This is a genomic window from Janthinobacterium sp. GW821-FHT03A03 (assembly GCF_059421435.1).
This window is the reverse complement of the sequence record NZ_JBWKUZ010000025.1, coordinates 14,148-33,809: the sequence shown is the minus strand read 5'-3', so window position 1 is coordinate 33,809 and position 19,662 is coordinate 14,148. Positions and strand designations below refer to the sequence as shown.

The following is a 19,662-nucleotide window of genomic DNA, read 5'->3' as shown; positions in this document are numbered from 1 at the left end:
TGGTCTCCGGTTCGAATGGTCTGCGAGGGTGAAGCGTTTGAAATTCGCAGCCATTGTGCCATGCGCCCGTTAGCTCGATGCTACGCTTGATAGAATATTAAGTCATAAGCTAGTGCTGTCTTGATATAAGTCATGCAGCTCCGCCTGGCCGATGAACCGTTCATGCGTGCCATGCTGGGCGCAGGCAAACGCGCCGCCGATGGCGCCGCGGCGCATGGCGGTGTCCAGGCCTGCGCCACCGAGCCAGGCGTGCAAAAACGCGGCCACGAACGAGTCGCCCGCGCCGTTGCTGTCCACCACGGGCAGGTCGAGTGGCGCGCACGGGAAGTGGCGGACCTGCTCGCTGCCCCGTTCCAGCAGATAGGCGCCGTGCGCGCCGGCCATGGCGATGACAAGCTGCGCGCGGCCTTCCGAAAGAATTGCGCGCATGACGGACTCTCTGCGCTCGCCCAGCGCGGCCGTGCTGAGGAAGACCAGGTCGGCGCGCAGCGCAAACACCTTGTGGTGCGGGTTGACGCCATCCCAGTCATGCAAATCGGTCGACACCGTGGTGCCGCACGCTTGCGCGTCGTCAAACAGCGCGGCCACCCAGCCCATGATGGAAAAGTGCGCGTGGCGCGCCGGCCCCAGGTAGGGAAGATAGAAAGCGGCGGGCATGCGCACGTCTTCCGGATGGCGGCCGTCGTACAGCGACAGCCGGCGCCCTTGCGGGTCGACCAGGTTGACGCTGCGCCGCGTGCCCGACGGTTCGACGAGATGCGAAAAATCGAGCTTGGTCTCTTTATAGCGCTGCAGGATGGCCGCGCCCTGCGCATCGTCGCCGATGAAGTCGATGAACTTGCAGCGCAGGCCCAGCGCGTGGCAGCCGAGCGCCACGCCATTGCCCGTGTGCGCCACGTAGTCGCGGATGGGCGGCACGTGCAGCGAATCGGCCACGGGCAGTTGCAGGCTGGGGACGCGCACGATGGTGTCGATGCCGGCGCCGCCGACCACTAAAATGTCATAGGTACTCATGGTGCCGCCTTTTCCAACAGGACGGTGCCGGCCGCGTTCACGGCGACGGCGCCATCTTTTACCAGGTATGTTTGATGCGTGTAGGCGTCGCGCAGCAGGGCGCCATCGGCAAAGACGCCGTGGACTTTCAGTTCGAGCGCCCCCTGCGCCTCGGGCACGGCGATGACGGCGTCATCCTGCGTCACGCGGGCGAATGCATACGGTTTGTCCTGGATCAAGCCGTGTTCACCGCGCGCCAGGGCGGGGTGGCGCAGGCGGAACTGGCCCAGCTTGCGCGCATGCGCGAGGGTGGCCGCATCGAGCGAGTCCCAGTTCATGTCGGAGCGTGTGGCCTGCTGTTCGTCGCCGACGGGCGCCGCGCCAGGCTGGCGCGCGCTTTCGTCGCCATAGAACAGCTGCACGCCGCCCGGCGCCAGCAGCAGGGCGCTCAAGCCATGTTTTAGCCGCTCGCGCGGGAACAGGCTGGTGTCGTGCGAGGAGATATACGACAGGATGTCGTAGCGGGGCTCATTGCCAATGCGTTTACCGAGCAAGCCCGCGTACTGGCGGTAGACGCCATCGATGCTTTTCCAGTCGCCGCCGGCGCGGCCTTGAAAATCGAAATTGATCATCGAGTCGAAGCCGGCGTCATGCCAGCCGCTGCGCTCGGGGCCATGGCCCCACGCTTCGCCCGTCATCCAGAAGGGTGCGTCATCGATCTTTTGTTCGGGATGGCGCGTTTTCCAGTCTTGTAATGCCTCTGTGGCGGCCGCGCGCAGGGCCAGCCAGCTGCTCGGTTCCACGTGCTTGACGGTGTCGGCCCTGAAACCGTCGACGCCGAATTCGCGCACCCAGTCGGCCAGCCAACTTACCAGGTAGCCGCGCACGGTGGTGCCGGGCAGGGTGACGGCGCGCGTGTCCGCCTTGCGCTGCAAAATCGGCGGCAAACCCACGGCCTTGGCGCTCTCCGTGCGGAAGTCGGGCAGATACGCCAGCTGCATCGTGTAGCCGTCCTTGCCGCCGTCGGGGTAGCCGGGCAAGCCGGCGCGCACCCAGTCCGGGCCCCACCATTGTGCGAAATCAAAGTTGTTGTAGTCGATGAAGCTGTGATAGTCGCGCAGCGTGGCTTTTTCATGGCCGGGCCACAGCACGGGCACCTTGTATTCGGCCAGGGTGCGCAAGTCCGCGTAGCCGGGGTGGTTCAGCACCACGTCGAACAGCACGCGGATGCCTTGCGCGTGGGCGGTGTTGATCATCTCGCGCAGTTCCTCGCGCGTGCCCATGTTGGCGTCCATGGTCGTGTAGTCGAGCGCCCAGTAGCCGTGGTAGGCGTAATGCCGGAATTGCTGCTTGCCGCCCACCACCCAGCCGTGGATCTGCTCGTACGGCGCCGTGATCCACAGGGCGTTGACGCCCAGGTCCTTGAAATAGCCGGCTTTGAGCTGCTGCGTGATGCCGGCGAGGTCGCCGCCGTGAAAGCTGCCGACGTCGCCGCCTTGCGGGTCGGCGGCGCGGCCATAGGAATTGTCGTTGCCGGGATTGCCGTTGGCGAAGCGGTCCGTCACGGCAAAGTAGACGATGGGGTTGTCGGCAAAGCTGAGGCTGCCTGCCTGCGCCGAAGCGCTGAGCAAGAGGGCGGCCAGCGCAGTCAGGGCGCGGCGCATGGTCAGCCCTTCACGCCGCCAGCCGTCAGGCCGGAGATCATCCACTTCTGCGCCAGCAGGAACACGGCCGTGATGGGCAGGCCGGACAAAATGGCCGCCGCGGCGAAGTCGCCCCACAGGTATTTTTGCTCGTACAGGAACAGTTTCGAGCCGACGGCCAGGGTCAGGTTGTTCTGCTCATGCAGCAGCACGGAAGCGATCGGGTATTCGATGATGGCGCCGATGAACGACAGCAGGAACACCACCATCAAAATGGGTACCGTCATCGGCAGCAGCACGTAGACAAACGCCTGCCACTGCGTGGCGCCGTCGACCTTGGCCGCTTCCTCGATCTCGATGGGGATGGTTTGATAGTAGCCCTTGATGGTCCAGATGTGCATGGCGATGCCGCCCGTGTAGGCCAGTACCAGGCTGCCGTGGTGGTCGATGCCCAGCCATGGCACGTAGCTGCCCAGCAGGTCGAAGATGGCGTAGATGGCCACCAGGGCCAGCACGGCGGGGAACATCTGCAGCAGCATCAGGGCGGACAGCGTCTGCGACTTGAAGCGGAACTGCATGCGCGCGAACGCATACGCGCAGGTGGTCGACAGCAGCACGGTGACGGTGGCGCTCATGGTGGCCACCTTGATGGAATTCCACAGCCACAGCAGCACGGGAAAGTCCGGCTCGACGAGGGCGCCGTTGGCGGCCTGGTAGGACATGCCCAGGGCCAGGCGCCAGTGCTCGAAGCTGATCTCGGGCGGTATCAAGCTGCCCGAGGCAAAGTTGCCTGGGCGTAATGAAATCGACAGGATCATCAGGAAGGGAAACATCACCAGCGCGATCAGCGCGATCACGGCGACGTGGGCCGCCAGGATGCGCCAGCGGTTGGAACGGTCGACAACGATAGCCATGGTCTGTCCTTTATGCTTTGTTCATGCGCGTCAGGCGCATGTTGACCAGCGAAATCGCGGCCACGAGGAAGAAGATCAGGGTCGAGATGGCGGCGGCCAGGCCGAAGTTCTGGCCGGAATCCTCGAATGCGATGCGGTAGGTGTAGGACACGAGCAAGTCCGTGGTGCCGGCCGGTAAGGTTGTGTCGAGGAAATCTGGACGCCCGCCCGTCAGCAAGCTGATCAGTACGAAATTATTAAAATTGAAACCCAGGCTGGCCACCATCAGCGGTGTCAGCGGCTTGATGATCAACGGTAACGTTATCTTGAAGAAATTCGTCAGCGGGCCCGCGCCGGCCAGGGCCGACGCTTCGTACAGGTCCGACGGAATCGCCTTGATCAGGCCCATGCACACGACCATCATGTAGGGGTAGCCGAGCCAGGTGTTGACGATCAGGATCATGGCCTTGGCCAGGGTGGTGTCCGAGAACCAGGCGGGCTTGATGCCGAACAGGGCGTCGAGCACGAGGTTGATTTCGCCGAAGTTGTTGTTGAACAGCCCCTTGAAGACCAGGATGGAAATGAAGCCCGGTACGGCATACGGCAGGAACAGCAGGGTGCGGTACAGGCCGCGGAAGCGCAGCGCATCCCAGTTCAGCAGTACGGCCAGCACCATGCCCAGGCCAGTCGTGGTGGCCACGCTGATCAGGGCGAAAACGATGGTCCACACAAAAATACGCAGGAAGGGGCCGCGGAATGCTTCGTCGGAGAAAATCTTGACGAAGTTGGCGAAGCCGACGTTGACCTTGAAGCCCGGTTCCAGTTTCGTGCCATCCGGCATTTCATAAAAGCCCGTCTTGAAGTTCGGTGTCACGAGTTCGCCCGTGGCGACTTTTTTGAGGGTGTGGTCGGGGAGTTGCTTGTAGACATGCGCGACGGGGCCGAATTCGCGCAAGCCCACCATGCGCAGCTCTATCCTGTTCGGCAGGACCAGGGTGAGCAGCTTCAAGTCCTTTTGCAGGGCGATGATGTCCTTGATGGGCAGGGCGGGGGCCAGCACGGGCGCCTGCACGGGGTCCGGCGGCGCCACCTCCACGTTCAGCGGCACGGCGCGCTTCAGGGCCAGCGGTGCCGTCAGCAGGATTTCGCCCGTGTCCGGGCTTTCCAGGCGCAAGCGGTATTCCTTGTTGTCCGGGTGCACGGTCATCGCATAGCCGGCGCTTTCCACGCGCTGCGTCTCGTCGAGCAGGTACTGCGTGGCGCGCTCGTAGGTGAGCAGGTTGCGCGAACTGAAATTGGTAAAACCGATCGACACCGTGTACACGAGCGGCAACAGCACGAAGACGATGACGGCCGTGATGCCGGGAAACAGGTAGCGGTAGGCATAGGCGCGCGGCGACGTGAAGACAAACGTCGTCAGGGTTAGCAAGCCGAGGAAGACGGCGGCCAGCATGGTCTGGCCGGAAATGTACAACATGAAGAGCAGATACAGACCCAGCGCCATGCTGATGGTCAATACCGTAGGGCCGATAAACTTGCGCACGATGGATACCTGTGAAGATGGTGAAAGACCCGGGGGGCATGCGCGCCGGTGGCGCGCATGCCGGCCCCGGAGGGGCTAGCCCCTTGAGTGACTTAGTTTGCCGTCGTGATCCGCTTCGCCGCCGCATCCAGACCTTCCTTGGTGCTCTGGCGGCCTTGCGTGATGTTTTCCAGCGCCGATTGCATCGACGACCAGAAACGGCCCATTTCCGGGTTGTTCGGCATCGGGCGGCCCGCTTGCGCGCTTTCCATCGTCGCCTGGATGTTCGGATTCGATTTCAGCTCGGCAAACAGCACCTTGTTCGCTGGCGTGCCCAGTGGAACGTCGGCATTGATGGTTTTCAAGCCATTGATCTGCAGCATCTGGTTTTCCAGGAATTCCGTTGCCAGGTCCTTGTTCGGGCTGGCTTTTGAAATCATCGCGCCCAGCACGCCGACGAACGGGGTGGCCGTCTTGCCGGCCACGGTAGGGATGGTCGCCACGCCGAAATTGATCTTCGACTTGCGCGCGTTATCCCACGACCAAGGGCCGTTGATCATCATGGCGATCTTGCCCTGGTTGAAGCCGGCTTCCATTTCCGCGTAGCCGGCGCCCTTGGCCATGGCGCCACTGTTGATCAAGGTCATGACGGCGTTCACGCCGGCCACGGCACCGGCATTGTTCACGCCGGTTTTCGTCGCGTCGTAGCGGCCGTCGGACTTGACTTCAAACGGGAAGCCGCCGCCGGCGCCCAGCAGGGGCCACGTGAAATAGGTGTTCGTGTAGTCCCACAGGATGGCTTTCTTGCCTTGCGCCGACAGTTTCTTGTCCAGCGCGGCGATTTCCTCGAAGGTCTTCGGCGGATTCGGCACCAGGTCCTTGTTGTAGACGAGGGCGACGGCTTCGATGGACATCGGGTAGCCCCAGGTCTTGCCGCCCACGGTGAAGGCGTTCCACGCCAGCGGCAGGATGGCGGCGCGCGCTTCCTTGCTTGGCGTCAATGGTTGCAGCAGGCCGGCATCGATCCAGCCGCCGATGCGGTCGTGCGGCCAGATCCAGATGTCCGGGCCCTTGCCGGCGGCGGCGGCCTGCTGGAATTTGTTGGGTGCATCTTCCGGATGCTCGACGACGACCTTGACGCCCGTCTTTTTGGTAAATTCCTCGCCGACCTTGGCCAGGCCCTTGTAGCCTTTGTCGCCATTGATCCAGATCAACAAGGTGCCCGCTTCGGCCGCATTGGCCAGGCTGACGGCGGCCAGGTTGCCGATGCCGGCCAGGGCGGCGGCGATCAAGGTGGTTTTGATGAAGCTGCGTTTCGGGTGCGTGAAGGACATGTCAATCTCCAGTTGTCTTTTTTTATGTTGATTAAGTTTCAAGGCTGAACCGATGCAACCAGGCCAGGCGGCGCCTGTAGCGCCTGGCCCGCAAAAGGGAAGGCTTCAGGTACGGGTCTGGCCATGCTCGTCGAACACGTGGACGCGGGAGGGCGCCACTTGCAGCGCCACGGACTGGCCAATCGCCCAGTCCGTATCGGCATCGGCGCGCACCACCAGCGGCTCCTCGCCGCCGGGCACCTGTACATACAGGTAACTGATGTCGCCCAGTTTTTCCACGGCCTGCACGGTGGCCGTGATGGCGGAGGCGGCGCCGGGCGCGCACGCCTGCACGTGCTCGGGGCGCGCGCCGATGGTGACGGGGGTGCCGCTGGCCAGCGGCTGCGTCAACGCCGCCTGCAGCATGCCGCCGGCCGTCGTGGCGATCGCGGCCACGCCGTCCGCATAGCTGTGGATCTTGCCCGTGAGGAAATTCATGCGGGGCGAGCCGAGGAAGCCGGCGACGAACAGGTTGGCGGGATGGTGGTACAGCTCCAGTGGCGCGCCCACCTGTTCGATGCGGCCCGCGTTGAGCACGACGATGCGGTCGGCCAGGGTCATCGCCTCGACCTGGTCATGCGTGACGTAGATCATGGTCGAGCGCAACTCGCGGTGCAGATTCGCCAGTTCGATGCGCATCTGCACGCGCAGCGAAGCGTCCAGGTTGGACAGCGGTTCGTCGAACAGGAAAACGTCGGGCTTGCGCACGATGGCGCGGCCGATGGCCACGCGCTGGCGCTGGCCGCCCGACAAGTCTTTCGGTTTGCGTTCGAGCAAAGGTTCGATGCGCAGGATCTGGGCGGCGCGCTGCACGGCGTCGGCAATCTGTACCTTGTTCATGCCGGCCAGTTTCAGGCCGAAGGCCATGTTCTGCGCCACGCTCATGTGCGGGTACAGCGCGTAGCTCTGGAACACCATGGCGATGCCGCGCTTGGCGGGCGGCACGTCGTTCATGCGCGTCTTGCCGATGAACAAGTCGCCGCCGCTGATTTCTTCCAGGCCGCAGATGCTGCGCAGCAAGGTCGATTTGCCGCAGCCGGACGGGCCCACGAAGACCATGAACTCGCCATCGGCGATCTCCAGGTCGATGCCGTGCAGGGTTTGCACGTCGCCATATGCCTTCTTCAGCCCTGCTAATTTCAGTCCTGCCATGTCGTCCTCACTGTGTCTATCCGTCCCCGCTGATGCGCGGGGCTCGTTATTGTAATTGGCGGCATGGCCGCCAAAGGTACTGTTTAAGCGTGGGTGCCGAACCAGGCGCCATGCGGTGGCAGGCTGATCTGCTGGCCATCTTTACTGCCTGGCAAGCCGTGACCGGCCAGGTCGGCCGCTGGTGCCGCGTCAGGCCAGCTGAACGTGACGGCTTGCGTGCCCAGGTTGAAGGCGGCCAGCACGGACGGTTCACCGGCCAGGTCGCGGCGCAGGGCCAGCACGGGTTCCGGCGCATCGAAGAAGACGATATCGCCGCGCAGCAATTGCGGCAGGGTACGGCGCCAGGCGAGGATATTTTGCGCGAACTGCAAGGGTGAAGCAGCATCGTTTTCTTCGACATCCACGGCGCGCGCCAGGTGTTCCGGCGGCACGGGGAGCCAAGGTTTGGCATTACTGAAGCCGCCATGCGGCGCATCGGCCACCCATGGCATCGGCGTGCGGCAGCCGTCGCGGCCCTTGAACTGGGGCCAGAACGGGATGCCGTACGGATCTTGCAGCGCCTCAAAAGCAATGTCCGCCTCCGTCAGCGCCAGTTCGTCGCCCTGGTACAGGCATGGCGTGCCTTTCAGCGCCGCCTGCACGGCCAGCACCACCTTGGCCAGCGAAGGCGACGGGTTCTCGCCGCCCCAGCGCGTCATGACGCGCACGCTGTCGTGGTTGCCCACGGACCAGGAAGCCCAGCCATCGGCCACTTGCGCCTCGAATTCTTCCACCTGGGTGCGGATGTGCGCGGCGGAAAACTCCGCCGTCAGCAAGTTGAAACTGTAAGCCATGTGCAGCTTGTCGGCGCCCGTGTAGGCGGCCATGGTGGCCAGCGCATTGTCGTCGCCCACTTCACCGATGGAAATGGCTTGATATTCGTCAAGGATGGCGCGCACGCGCTGCAAATAAGCGATGTTTTCCGGCTGCGTCTTGTCGTACACGTGCGCCTGCATGCCGTAGGGGTTGATGGCCGACACGCTGCTCGCGTCGCGCTGGGCGGCGGGCGGATTGTCGCGCAGCAACTGGTCGTGATACGGGAAATTGCAGGAATCGAAACGGAAACCGTCGACGCCGCGCTCGAGCCAGAAACGCAGGTTGTCCAGCTGCGCCTGCTGCACGGCCGGATTATGGAAGTTCAGGTCGGGCTGGCTGGCGAGGAAATCATGCAGGTAGTACTGGCCGCGGCGCGGCTCCCATTGCCAGGCGGAACCGCCGAACACGGACAGCCAGTTGTTCGGCGCCGTGCCGTCCGGCTTCTGGTCGGCCCACACATACCAGTCGGCCTTGGGATTGTCGCGGCTGGAGCGGCTTTCCACGAACCAAGGGTGGACGTCGGACGAGTGCGACAGCACCTGGTCGATCATCACTTTCAGGCCCAGTTCATGGGCGCGCGCCACCAGGCGGTCGAAATCGGCCAGGGTGCCGAACATGGGGTCGACGTCGCAGAAATCGGCCACGTCGTAGCCGAAGTCTTTCATTGGCGACGTGAAGAAGGGCGAGATCCACACGATGTCGGCGCCCAGGGCGGCGATGTAATCGAGCTTGGAGGTAATGCCGGGCAAGTCGCCGATGCCGTCGCCATTGCTGTCGAGGAAGCTGCGTGGATAGACCTGGTAGATGACGGCGCTGCGCCACCAGTCGGCGGGCAGGTGGGCGAGATTGTTCTGGATGGTCGGCATGAATGATTTCTTAAAAAAGTCGCCTGTAGCTTCAGCTATCAGGGCGAGCGCTGCTGGTTGGTAGGCAAACGTCTTATTTTAAAATTCAAAGCGCTTTGGGTATGAAATGAGTATAGTTCAAAGCGCTTTGAAAAGTAAAGCGATACGCGCGCCAGACATACGATTTTTTTATGAGGGTGATTCAGGAGGGAAAAACAGAGCGGAAGAGGGCGTTTTACGAAACCCCAAGCGGAGGCTGGGGGCGGACCCTGAGGGGGAATGCGTCGCAATGGGACGCATCCCGATCACACAGTGACTGCCCCCAGCTTTCTGCTGCGGGCCAATGCACTATTGAGCTACATAATGACCGGCCCCGCCGACTCGCCCGGCAGCAGTTCGCACGGCCACAGTTCCTGCAGGTCGGTGGCGGGCGTGCCGTCCATCAGGGCCAGCAGCATCTGGATCATCTTCGCGCCGGCGCCGCGCGGGTCGGGCTGGACGACGGTGGTGACGTTGTGGCCGGCCAGGGAATCTTCCATCACGCCCCAGACGATCAGCGACATCTCGCGCCCGATGGCGATGCCCGCGTCGAGCAGGGCGCGTACGGCGCCCACGCCCGACATGTGGTTGTCGACGATGACGGCCGTGGGGCGGGGCGAGCGGGCCAGCAGGCGCTGCATGGCCTGGTAGCCGGCGCGGCGGTCGTGCGCATTGTCGACCAGGTTGTCGGGATCGACGGCCAGGCCGCCCGCCTGCATGGCATGCTGGAAGCTGTCGACGCGCTGGCGCACGAAGTTCAGGTCCGGCGTGGCGCTGATCAGGCCGATGCGCTGGTGGCCCAGCTGCGCGAGGCGCTCGACGGCCAGGCGCATGCCCGCCTCGTTGTCGTAGTCGAACCACGCGTGCGGCTGGTTCAGCTGCGTGCGGCCGTGCGCGACGAAGGGCATGCCCTGCTGCGCCAGGTAGGCGATGCGTTCGTCGAACGGTTTTGTCCGTCCGACGATCAGGCCGTCGATGCGGCGGCCCTTGACCATGCGTTCATAGGTGGAAAATTCCTTGCTGGCCGAGGCGGGCGCGATGATCATGTCCATCTGCTGCGCTTCCAGCGCTTCGGACATGCCGCCCACGATCTCGATGAACATGGGGTCGGCCAGGTCGTTCGGCATCAGCGGGTAGATGATGCCGACGATGTTCGTGCGCCCCACGGCCAGGCTGCGCGCCATGGGATTGGGCCGGTAGCCGGCCGCCTGCGCGGCGGCCAGCACCCGTTCGCGCGTGCGTTCGCTCACTTCCGGATAGCCATTCAAGGCGCGGCTGACGGTGGTTTCGGATATTCCTAGCGTTTTGGCGAGATTTTTGAGGTTCATGGATGCTGCAGTCGGGGTCTATCCAGGGTGGGTCTTGCCTGCCTGCGTCCTGCCGGTGGGCGGGGCGCTGCAGTGCAATGCGATGGGGGGTAGTTTATCTGATAAATGCCATGGCAATCATGGGTAATGAGCTGCGGCGCCAGCGCCCAAAAAAAATACGCGGGCAAACCAGGGGCGCCCGCGCTAAAAGAGGATACTGCTGAATCACTACATGAAGCTGCCGGCCATCGCGTGCAGCGGCGAGATGGTGGATCCGGATAATGCATGCCCCAGTGAAAGCGGGCGGTGTTGCTGCCAGAGGCTGGCGCCTTGCGGCATCAGCCAGTGTGGGATGCCTCTCTTAATAGAGAGCGTCTGATAAAACGTTCAGGGCCAGGCGCAAGGGCGAAGACAGTACGCTAGTACGGCTAGCCCTTGCAACGCCGTCATGGACGTTTTTCAGATGCTCTTACCACCAGGATTCGACTTGGAAACCCATGGAGCTGCCGTTGGTCTTGCCGCCGAACACGCCCGTCGAGGACAGCGCCGATTCCGCCGCGGCGGCCGACTGGGCCGCCTTGTTCCATTTGGCGTAGGTGTAGAAGGCGCGCAGCACGGGGCGCGACCAGAAACTGTTGCCGGCCGACAATTGCGGCGCAAACGTCAGCTTGGTCAGGTTGCGGCTTTCGCCGCCTTCCGGCTTGACGATGTCGTGGCCCAGTTCCACGGCCAGGCTGTAGTTGTCCGTGAAGTGGTAGACGGGGCGCGCGCCGATCGAGGTCCACTTGCTGCTCACGCCCGCCGTTTGCTTGTCTTCGTAGACGAAGGTGCCCATGCCCGACCAGGCCCCCTTGGGCTGGATCATGATCTGTTCCGTCAGGCGCGTGACCTTGTCGTCCTTGTCGGCGCCCAGGCTGAAGCCGCCCGTGTTGGCGGCGCTGCCCTTGCCGAACTGCAAGGCCACCTTGTTGAAGCCGCCCAGCAGATTGCCTTGCGTATGCATGATGGTCAGCAAGTGGCCGCTGGCGATGGGGGCCGCGCCTTGCGCGTTGCGTTTCTGGTTGAATTGCAGGCCCAGGGTCAGTTCGCCGTCCGGGTTGACCTTGATGCCGGAAAAGCGCAGGTCGTGGGACAGGCCCATGCGCTTGCTGTCCTTGTCGTCAGCCGTGCGCACGATGGCGTAGGCCAGCTTGGCCGCGCCCAGGTCGATGTTTTCCAGGCCGGCGCCGGGGCCGCTGTTATTCCAGAAGTAGTAATCGGTGATGTGCACGTCCTGGCGGTCGTAGTAACGCTTGCCGACCCAGGCGCGCGCTTCGGCGAAGGCGCCCGTGCCGATCTTGTCGGCCACCACGTTCATTTCGCGCCACGACGGGTCCGATTGCTCCCAGTCCTGGTTCTGGTTGACGGAGAACGCCACCAGGGTATTGATGCGGAAAGTGGTGCCGTTGGCTGCCTTGAACGCTTCGCCGCCGAATTTCAGCTCGCCGTAGGTTTCGCACTCATTGCCCAGGCGATACTTGGACGAGGCGCCGGCCAGGCCGAAACAGGCTTCCTTGCCGCCTTCGCTGCTGGTGCCGAAGCCCGAGCGGATGTAGCCGCCGAAATCGATGGGCAGGGCGGCCTGGGCAGCCGACGCGCTCAAGGCCATGACGACTGCCGCTGGCATCGCCTTCAGGAAAAATGTGTTCATTGTGTCTCCAGTGTTTTTATAGGTGTGGGATGGTCGCATATCACTTGCGTAGCCAAAGCGCTTTAATTCTGTTTCAAAGCGCTTTGAGTATAGTTCAAAGCGCTTTGATCAGTAAACTGGTTTTATTCTTGAAAACTTTTGAGGTGTTGCGGAGAAACATCAGGAAGGGGCGGCGCGTGGGCGCCGCCGGATATTGCTGGAGGGGGAATGGCTGCTATTGCTAACTGGGCGGCTTAGTTGTGCGCCTTGCAGGCAGGCAGGGTGGCCGAGTCCGCTGCAGCTGGGGCCGGATGGCGCAAAAATGCCAGGATCAGCAGGGCCGAGGCCGTCGTGATGCTCGCCAGCACATACAGCAAGTGGCGGAATGCGATGCCGTATGCTTGCGCCAGTTCGGCGGCGCCCGCCTGCGGCAGCAGGGTCGCCGCGTGGCGCAGTTCGCCCAGCGCCAGGAAGGGGCCCGCCTGCGCCGCCTGTTGCGCGCCGATGCCGGCAGTGCCGCCCAGCGCTGCGACAGTAAACGTGCCCAGCAACGCGCTGACGATGGCCAGCGCCAGGCCTTCGCCCGCCACCCTCGTCGTGTTGAAGATGCCGGCCGCCATGCCGGCCCGCTCGACGGGCACGACGCTGATGGCCAGGCCGTCCATCAAGCCCCAGGGCAGGCTGATGCCGCAGCCGATCAGCAGCAGCGGTGCCAGCAAACTCAAGGATGGCTGGCCCGGCGCGCACGTCGACAGCCACAGCAGGCCGCCGGCCGCCAGCAGCAAGCCGCAGGCGCAGATATGCGCGGCGGCGATGCGCTGCGCCGCCATGCCGGCCAGGATCGGCAGCACCAGCATGGGCGCCGACAGGGCGATCATCATGCGCCCCGCGTCAAAGGCGCTGTAACCCTCGATGCCGATGAAGCGGGCCGGCAGCAGCACCAGCAGCACGACAAAGGAAAACGCGGGTGCGGCGGCCAGCAATTGCACGCCGGCAAAAGCGGGCAGGCGGAACAGCGATAAATCGAGCATGGGCCGCGCGGCGCGCCGCTCCGCGCCGATGAACGCGGCCAGCAGCAGGGCCGCGCCGCCGAACAGCCCCAGGCTGGCGGCGCTGCCCCAGCCTTTGTGCGGCGCCTGCAGCAAGCCATACGTAAACAGCGACAAGGCGCCCGTAAACGTCAGCGCGCCGGGCCAGTCCACGCCTTGCGCCTGCGGGTCGCGCGTTTCGCGCATGGTGCGCGCAGCGGCCAGCAGGGCGGCCAGTGCGGCAGCGGCCGTGGCAATGAAGATGGCGCGCCAGCCCGTGCGGGCAATGAGCAGGCCTGCGAGGAAGGGGCCGAAGGCCAGGCCTACGCCGAAGGCCGTGCCGATCAGGCTGAAGGCGCGCGCGCGGGCGGGGCCGTCGAATTCCTGCGCCAGCGCCGCCAGTCCGCTCGACAGGGCCATGGCGCAGGCCAGGCCCTGCACGGCGCGCAGCAAGTCCAGCGCAAGCATGCCGGGCGCGGCCGCCAGGGCCAGCGCGGCGAGGAAGAACAAGCTCATGCCCGCCATGAACAGGCGCTTGCGGCCATAGCGGTCGGCCAGCGCGCCGGCCGCCATCAGGCAGCCGCCAAAGCTGAGCATGAAGGCATTCGTGATCCAGGCCAGCGCCAGCGGCGTGCCGCGCAGTTCGGCGGCGATGGCGGGAATGGCGATGGCCGGCCCCGTAAAACTGAGCGGCATGCACAGCGCGGCCAGGCAGACGGCGGCCAGCACCAGCATACGCCGTGCAGTCGCTTGGTCCGGGGCATGCGCGGGAAGATTCGTATCCATGGGAATGATTCCAGAAAAAGGGAATTCGATGATAATATGGACGCAATCCATGAGAAAGTGGCTGAAAAGCCGCTCATAACGGACAAATTTTCCCTAGTGAGAAGATATGGATAATCTGAACGGCATCGTCGCCTTCGTGCGCGCGGCGGAAACTTGCAGCTATGTGGCGGCCGGGCGGCTGCTCGGGGTGTCGGCCTCGGCCGTGGGCAAGAGCGTGGCGCGGCTGGAAGAAAAGCTGGGCGTGCGCCTGCTCAACCGCAGCACGCGGCGCATCAGCCTGAGCAACGAGGGCGCGCTGTTCTACGAGCGCTGCCAGCGCATCCTGGCCGACCTGGACGATGCCGAGGCGGAATTGTCGCACCTGGCCGAGGCGCCGCGCGGCAAGCTGCGCGTCAGCCTGCCCGTGATCGGCTACCGCATCATCCTGCCCCTGCTGGCCGCCTTTACGCGCGAGTATCCCGAGATCGAGCTCGACCTCGATTTCAACGACCGCCTGGTCGACGTGGTGGCCGAAGGCATCGACGTGGCCGTGCGCAGCGGCACGCTCACCGATTCGCGCCTGATGGCGCGCGAGCTGGGGCCGTTTGCGTTTGCCATCGTCGGCTCTCCCGCGTATTTCGCCCGCCACGGCGTGCCGGCCACGCCGCGCGCGCTGGAAGGTCACGCCTGCGTGCGCTATAAATTCCCCACCACGGGCAAGCTGCAGGAATGGGCCCTGCGGCGCGCCGAGGGCGACAGCGGCGGCGAACTGCGCCTGCCGACGGCCTTGACCTGCAACAATATCGAAGCCTTGATCGGTGCCGCCGCGCAGGGCGTGGGCCTGGCCTATTTACCCGACTTTATCGTGCGCGACGCCATCGGACGGGGCGAATTGCAAGCCGTGCTGGACGAGTACCTGGAATACGCGAGCAAGTTCTGGGTGCTGTGGCCATCGAGCCGCCATCTGTCGCCGAAAATCCGCGTCTTTGTTGACCATCTGTGTACCCACCTGCATTTTTCCGCGCCCCCTCCGGCCCCCTGAACGGCCTGGCAGCCGCCATGGCGGCCAGTTGAGGAATATTCCTACCCCAAAGAGATTTTTCCTAACATCGCAGAATATTTATTTGCTGCGATGCACCACGCTACGCCGCGCAGCGTCAGCTTATATCCTTTCTGAATATCCATCATGCGTTAATTAAATTGCCATAAGGAATTTATTTATGTTAATTTCATATCTGTTTCCGCAATATTGCATCAATTTCATGGTTGTGAAGATAAGTGCAAGATGAAGCGCAATAAGCGTGTAGTAACCAACAATTAGGGGTAATCACCCCGTTTCGTTCAGGGAGTGCGCATGAAGACAGTAAGCACGACGCCGCCACATCCGGCGCCAGCCGCGACGCCTGCCCGCAAGACGGGCTTGCTGCTTGGTGGCGGTGCACCCAATTCCACATTGATCGCGGGCGCCCTGGCCGCGTTTCTCGACGAAGGCATCGAATTCGACGTCATTTCGGCCTCGGGCGCCGGTGTGCTGATGGGTTTGCTTTACACCACGCCGCACGAGGCCACGCCGCGCCAGGCGCTGCAAAGCTGGGCCGACACGGGCGTGGCGGACAGCATCTACAAGATGATTCCGATCAACTACAAGGTGTTCCAGAAGCCGGGCATGCAGGCGAGCACTTTCCGCGACGCCTTCCAGCCACCGGCCAACAATCCCTTTTTCCAGGCGTTCAAGCAAACGTTTGCGGGCATGCCCACGGCCTGGTCGGACTGGGGCAAGCTGATGGTGTCGTCGCTGTCGCCATCGGACCTGTCGGCGAAAAGCCTGGGCCTGTGCGCGCATTTGCCCTTCCTGGAAAAAGCCGTGGATTTTTCCGGCGTGGCCCGCATGCGCCCCGATTTCTACATCAATGCCTACAACCTCAGCGAGCACCGCATGCAAATCTGGGGCAAGCATGAAATCGAGCCCATCCACGTGCGGGCGGCCCTGTCGTTTCCCTTCCTGTACGCGCCCACGACCATCGACGGCAACGACTACATCGAAGGCGCGGCCCTCGATACGCTCAATTTCGACCCGTTTATCGAAGGCAAGGGCGAGCACCATGACGCCGATACCCTGGTCATCCTCGACATCCTCGGCGACGAGCGCTTGCTGCGCAAGCCGCGCAACCTGTATGACGCCTGGGTGCGCTCCATCATCACGCCGCTGGTGAAGATTTCCAGGAGCGAGCTGCGCCTGTTCGAACTCGAGCACAACACGGATGCGCGCACGGGCCAGCCCAAGCGGCGTTTGCTCAAGCTCGACCTGATGGACGGCATTCCCGAGCAGCACTGGCCCGATACCCTGGACTGGTCCAGTTCGAACATGCAGCTGCTGTTCGACGTGGGCCACAAGGCGGGCCTGGCGTTCTGCCGCCAGCATGGCGACTTGCTGCGCCGCACGCCAGAAACCTCCCCGCTGGCGGCCTAAGCTCGCGCCGCCCGCAACCGATCCCGGCCACCTGATCGGCAGCTACTCATCCTGCCTGGCCTTGCCAGGCCCCCTTTTTACTGTGAAACACCATGAATATCACCAAGCAACTAATTCTGACCCTCACCATCGCCTTGCTGGCCCTGCTATTGCTGGGCGCCGGCGGCGCCATCCAGCTGCAGCGCGCCCAGGAACGTTTTGATACCGTGCAAAACCGCATCATCCCCAGCATCCAGGGCTTGAATGCGGCCAAGGGTTTCCTGGCGGATTCTCGCCTGGCCGGCTACCGCCTGTCCGTGTTCTCCAACCTGGCCGACAAGACGGCGCTGGACAAGGCCGTGGCCGACGCCAACACGAATTTCGACAAGGTCATCGCCACCTACCGCGCCGAGCGCCTGTACGACGCCACGGACAGCAAGATGCTCGATGCCGACCAGGCCGCCATGGAGGCCTACCGCCGCGCGCTCGTGCCGTTCTTTGCCGCCGCCTACGCGGGCGACATGGATGGCGTGCGCGCCACCTTGCTTGCTGGCACGCCACTGGCCATCACGGCCGCCGCCGCGAAAAAGAGCATGGATGACCATATCGCCTACAACAACAAGCTGGTCGACGACGTGAAGGCCGAGAGCCTGGCCGCCTACGACACGGCGTTTAACACCATGCTGGCCGTGCTGGGCGTGGCCGTGCTGCTGACGGGCGCGCTGGCATGGCATATCTATCGCACCATCAGCGGTGGCCTGGGCGATATCGAGCACACGCTGGAGCGGGTCAGCGCCTCGCTGGACCTGTCCGCGCCCATGCCCGTCGAGCGCATGGATGAGGTGGGCCGCACGGCCACGGCCTTCAACAAGTTTCTCGAACGCATAGTCGGCGTGATCGCCACCGTGCGCACGTCGGCCGATACGGTCAGCGTGGCCGCCGCGCAGATTTCCGCCGGCAATGCGGACCTCTCCGTGCGCACGGAACAGCAGGCGTCTTCCCTGGAGGAAACAGCCTCCAGCCTGGAAGAGCTGACCTCGGCCGTGCGCCAGAATACGGACAATGCGCGCCAGGCGAATGCCCTGGCCGTGTCCGCCTCCGACGTGGCGCGCAAGGGCGGCGCCGTGGTGGCGCAGGTGGTGGGCACGATGGGTTCGATCAATGAATCGGCGAAGAAGATCGCCGACATTATCGGCGTGATCGACGGCATTGCCTTCCAAACCAATATTTTGGCGCTGAATGCCGCCGTGGAAGCGGCCCGTGCCGGCGAGCAGGGCCGTGGCTTTGCCGTGGTGGCCACCGAGGTGCGCAACCTGGCGCAGCGCTCGGCGGCGGCGGCCAGGGAAATCAAGGGCTTGATCGAGGATTCGGTGGATAAAGTCAACACGGGCAGCGTGCTGGTCGACCAGGCGGGCGCGACGATGGAAGAAATCGTCGCCAGCATCCTGCGCGTGACGGACATCATGGGCGAGATCGCCAATGCCAGCCACGAACAGAGCGCCGGCATCGAGCAGGTCAACCAGGCCATTTCCCAGATGGACCAGGTGACTCAGCAAAATGCGGCCCTGGTGGAAGAGGCGGCCGCCGCGGCGTCCTCGCTGCAAGACCGCGCCGTGGAGCTGGTCGACGTGGTGGCCGTGTTCCGCCTGCGTGGCGATGCGAATGGAAAATCGTTGAAAGTGGCGGGCGGCTTGCCGGCCCCGGCAGTTGCCGGCCGGCGCCTGGCGTTGCCAGGACGCAGCGTCCGCGCTTAAGGCTTGAGACTACCCCGGCATGCCGGGGTTTTTCTTTTCAGGGGCGCTGCAACTGGCCGATCACGCTGGCCACCTTGGCGGTGATCATGTCGACCGCGGGACCATTGGCGCCATGCGGCAGGATGACATCGGCATTGCGCTTGGTCGGCTCGATGAATTGCTTGTGCATCGGGCGTACCGTTTCCAGATACTGCTCGATGACGCTGTCCACCGAGCGGCCGCGTTCGGTAATATCGCGCTGCATGCGGCGGATGAAGCGCACGTCCGAGGCGGTGTCGACAAAGATCTTCAGCGACATCATGTCGCGCAGGTCCGCGTCATACAGGGCAAACAGGCCTTCGATCACGATCACGGGGGCAGGCTTGACGGAGATGGTCTTGCTGGAGCGGTTATGCAGCGTGAAGTCGTACACCGGCATCTCGATCGTTTCGCCGTTGCGCAGGGCCTGGACGTGCTGCACCAGCAAGGGCCACTCGAAAGCCTGCGGATGGTCGTAATTCTGCTGGCGGCGCACTTCCGGGGAAAGGTGGGTCTGGTCGCGGTAGTAGTCGTCCTGCATCACGACCGAGACCATGTCGGCGCCAAACGACGCGAGCACTTGCTGGGAGACTGTAGACTTGCCGCTGCCGCTTCCGCCAGCGACACCAATGACAAATGGTTGGAAAGGAATATTATTCATGCCGAATGATACCGGAAACGGGCCCGGACTGACAGGGGGCGGCCGGTCAAGGCCCAGCCTGCGGCAATCCAATCCCGATGGTGTTACATTTAAAGAAACAGCGAACTGTGGCGTGTCCGGCTATCCCTGCAAGTATCTTTTGGCCGGTGCAAGGGAAAATCCGCGGTGCCGGGCGTTCGTGCGCTGGTAAGACTGCACCATGGGTAAATGATATGGAGATTCCAATTGATGCAAATCAAAGAAAGCATTCACATTGCCGTCCCTGCCACTGTCGTCGACCAGATTTGGAGCGAGGTCGACCGATGGCACCTGTGGGATCCTGACACCCGGCAAGCCCGGTTCAATGGGCCATTCGCGGTGGGAAGCAAGGGCAGGATCGTTCCCGGCAAGGGGATGGGCATGCCGATGCTGCTCACGGAGCGCACCGCAGGTCGCTCGTTTACCGTAGAGGCTTATATCCTGCTGTTCCGCATACACTTCGAGCACACGGTTTGCGCCGTGGATGGCGGATCGGAAGTCGCTCACCGCGTGTGGTTTACCGGCGCGCTGGCTTTTCTGTTCGGGCCAGGCGTTGCCAGGCAGGTCCGGGAGGGGTTGCCTGCAACCATGCGCTCACTCAAGGCCTACGCCGAGAAACGCCACGGGACTCTTCCATGACTGCCGGCCAGTCCTCATCGTTCGCCACGCGCGCCGCGA

15 protein-coding genes are annotated in these 19,662 nt (G+C 63.6%); 4 read left to right on the top strand and 11 right to left on the bottom strand.

The window, feature by feature from the left end; genetic code table 11:
- Positions 1-102: 102 nt before the first annotated feature.
- From AC07VI_RS26635 to AC07VI_RS26590, 10 genes are all read right to left on the bottom strand, one after another.
- Positions 103-1,014: a carbohydrate kinase family protein gene (locus tag AC07VI_RS26635; RefSeq protein WP_492993516.1), complete on the bottom strand. Its 912-nt coding sequence runs from the start codon at positions 1,012-1,014 to the stop codon at positions 103-105.
- Entirely contained in the window at positions 1,011-2,657 is a 1,647-nt protein-coding gene (locus AC07VI_RS26630) for an alpha-amylase family glycosyl hydrolase (RefSeq protein WP_494808829.1), read from the bottom strand. The genes AC07VI_RS26635 and AC07VI_RS26630 overlap by 4 nt, the downstream gene beginning before the upstream one ends.
- A gap of 2 nt (positions 2,658-2,659) precedes the next feature.
- Positions 2,660-3,550 carry a maltose ABC transporter permease MalG gene (gene malG / locus AC07VI_RS26625; RefSeq protein ID WP_076570033.1) on the bottom strand — a complete coding sequence of 297 codons (891 nt, stop codon included), beginning with the start codon at positions 3,548-3,550 and terminating at the stop codon, positions 2,660-2,662.
- Positions 3,551-3,560: 10 nt separating this feature from the next.
- Positions 3,561-5,072, bottom strand: coding sequence for a maltose ABC transporter permease MalF (gene malF, locus AC07VI_RS26620; RefSeq protein WP_099376007.1), 1,512 nt, complete (start codon positions 5,070-5,072; stop codon positions 3,561-3,563).
- Between the two features lie 92 nt (positions 5,073-5,164).
- Positions 5,165-6,385, bottom strand: a complete 1,221-nt coding sequence (gene malE, locus AC07VI_RS26615; RefSeq protein ID WP_172404860.1) for a maltose/maltodextrin ABC transporter substrate-binding protein MalE — start codon at positions 6,383-6,385, stop codon at positions 5,165-5,167.
- Between the two features lie 105 nt (positions 6,386-6,490).
- Positions 6,491-7,576 (bottom strand): ABC transporter ATP-binding protein, encoded by a 1,086-nt coding sequence (locus tag AC07VI_RS26610; RefSeq protein ID WP_099376008.1) that lies wholly within the window; start codon positions 7,574-7,576, stop codon positions 6,491-6,493.
- 83 nt (positions 7,577-7,659) lie between these two features.
- On the bottom strand, positions 7,660-9,297 hold the full coding sequence (locus AC07VI_RS26605; protein ID WP_492993521.1) for an alpha-amylase family glycosyl hydrolase: 1,638 nt from the start codon (positions 9,295-9,297) through the stop codon (positions 7,660-7,662).
- A gap of 335 nt (positions 9,298-9,632) precedes the next feature.
- Entirely contained in the window at positions 9,633-10,643 is a 1,011-nt protein-coding gene (locus AC07VI_RS26600; RefSeq protein ID WP_086147613.1) for a substrate-binding domain-containing protein, read from the bottom strand.
- Between the two features lie 448 nt (positions 10,644-11,091).
- Entirely contained in the window at positions 11,092-12,312 is a 1,221-nt protein-coding gene (locus tag AC07VI_RS26595; protein ID WP_086147612.1) for a maltoporin, read from the bottom strand.
- Between the two features lie 233 nt (positions 12,313-12,545).
- The gene (locus tag AC07VI_RS26590) at positions 12,546-14,105 is read right to left on the bottom strand and encodes an MFS transporter (RefSeq protein WP_099419908.1); all 1,560 of its coding nucleotides are present in this window, start codon (positions 14,103-14,105) and stop codon (positions 12,546-12,548) included.
- A gap of 106 nt (positions 14,106-14,211) precedes the next feature.
- Here AC07VI_RS26590 and AC07VI_RS26585 point away from each other — a divergent pair, with 106 nt between their 5' ends.
- The 3 genes from AC07VI_RS26585 to AC07VI_RS26575 all read left to right on the top strand — a co-directional run bounded on the left by AC07VI_RS26585 (position 14,212) and on the right by AC07VI_RS26575 (position 18,287).
- Positions 14,212-15,126, top strand: coding sequence for a LysR family transcriptional regulator (locus AC07VI_RS26585; protein WP_086147610.1), 915 nt, complete (start codon positions 14,212-14,214; stop codon positions 15,124-15,126).
- A 312-nt stretch (positions 15,127-15,438) separates the two neighbouring features.
- On the top strand, positions 15,439-16,554 hold the full coding sequence (locus tag AC07VI_RS26580; protein WP_086147609.1) for a patatin-like phospholipase family protein: 1,116 nt from the start codon (positions 15,439-15,441) through the stop codon (positions 16,552-16,554).
- 92 nt (positions 16,555-16,646) lie between these two features.
- A complete protein-coding gene (locus tag AC07VI_RS26575) occupies positions 16,647-18,287 on the top strand; it encodes a methyl-accepting chemotaxis protein (RefSeq protein ID WP_086147608.1) in 1,641 nt (546 codons plus the stop codon).
- 37 nt (positions 18,288-18,324) lie between these two features.
- Here the strand turns inward: AC07VI_RS26575 and udk are convergent, their stop codons facing one another.
- Positions 18,325-18,966, bottom strand: coding sequence for a uridine kinase (udk, locus tag AC07VI_RS26570; protein WP_086147607.1), 642 nt, complete (start codon positions 18,964-18,966; stop codon positions 18,325-18,327).
- Positions 18,967-19,194: 228 nt separating this feature from the next.
- On the opposite strand from udk, the gene AC07VI_RS26565 reads away from it, so the two are divergent.
- Positions 19,195-19,623, top strand: coding sequence for an SRPBCC family protein (locus AC07VI_RS26565; protein WP_492993525.1), 429 nt, complete (start codon positions 19,195-19,197; stop codon positions 19,621-19,623).
- The last annotated feature ends 39 nt before the right edge of the window (positions 19,624-19,662 follow it).

Bases quoted from the DNA above. Each gene is read 5' to 3' on its own strand.
- AC07VI_RS26635 (WP_492993516.1), bottom strand. From the start codon at position 1,014: ATGAGTACCTATGACATTTTAGTGGTCGGCGGCGCCGGCATCGACACC.
- AC07VI_RS26630 (WP_494808829.1), bottom strand. From the start codon at position 2,657: ATGCGCCGCGCCCTGACTGCGCTGGCCGCCCTCTTGCTCAGCGCTTCG.
- malG (WP_076570033.1), bottom strand. From the start codon at position 3,550: ATGGCTATCGTTGTCGACCGTTCCAACCGCTGGCGCATCCTGGCGGCC.
- malE (WP_172404860.1), bottom strand. From the start codon at position 6,385: ATGTCCTTCACGCACCCGAAACGCAGCTTCATCAAAACCACCTTGATC.
- AC07VI_RS26610 (WP_099376008.1), bottom strand. From the start codon at position 7,576: ATGGCAGGACTGAAATTAGCAGGGCTGAAGAAGGCATATGGCGACGTG.
- AC07VI_RS26605 (WP_492993521.1), bottom strand. From the start codon at position 9,297: ATGCCGACCATCCAGAACAATCTCGCCCACCTGCCCGCCGACTGGTGG.
- AC07VI_RS26600 (WP_086147613.1), bottom strand. From the start codon at position 10,643: ATGAACCTCAAAAATCTCGCCAAAACGCTAGGAATATCCGAAACCACC.
- AC07VI_RS26595 (WP_086147612.1), bottom strand. From the start codon at position 12,312: ATGAACACATTTTTCCTGAAGGCGATGCCAGCGGCAGTCGTCATGGCC.
- AC07VI_RS26590 (WP_099419908.1), bottom strand. From the start codon at position 14,105: ATGGATACGAATCTTCCCGCGCATGCCCCGGACCAAGCGACTGCACGG.
- AC07VI_RS26585 (WP_086147610.1), top strand. From the start codon at position 14,212: ATGGATAATCTGAACGGCATCGTCGCCTTCGTGCGCGCGGCGGAAACT.
- AC07VI_RS26580 (WP_086147609.1), top strand. From the start codon at position 15,439: ATGAAGACAGTAAGCACGACGCCGCCACATCCGGCGCCAGCCGCGACG.
- AC07VI_RS26575 (WP_086147608.1), top strand. From the start codon at position 16,647: ATGAATATCACCAAGCAACTAATTCTGACCCTCACCATCGCCTTGCTG.
- udk (WP_086147607.1), bottom strand. From the start codon at position 18,966: ATGAATAATATTCCTTTCCAACCATTTGTCATTGGTGTCGCTGGCGGA.
- AC07VI_RS26565 (WP_492993525.1), top strand. From the start codon at position 19,195: ATGCAAATCAAAGAAAGCATTCACATTGCCGTCCCTGCCACTGTCGTC.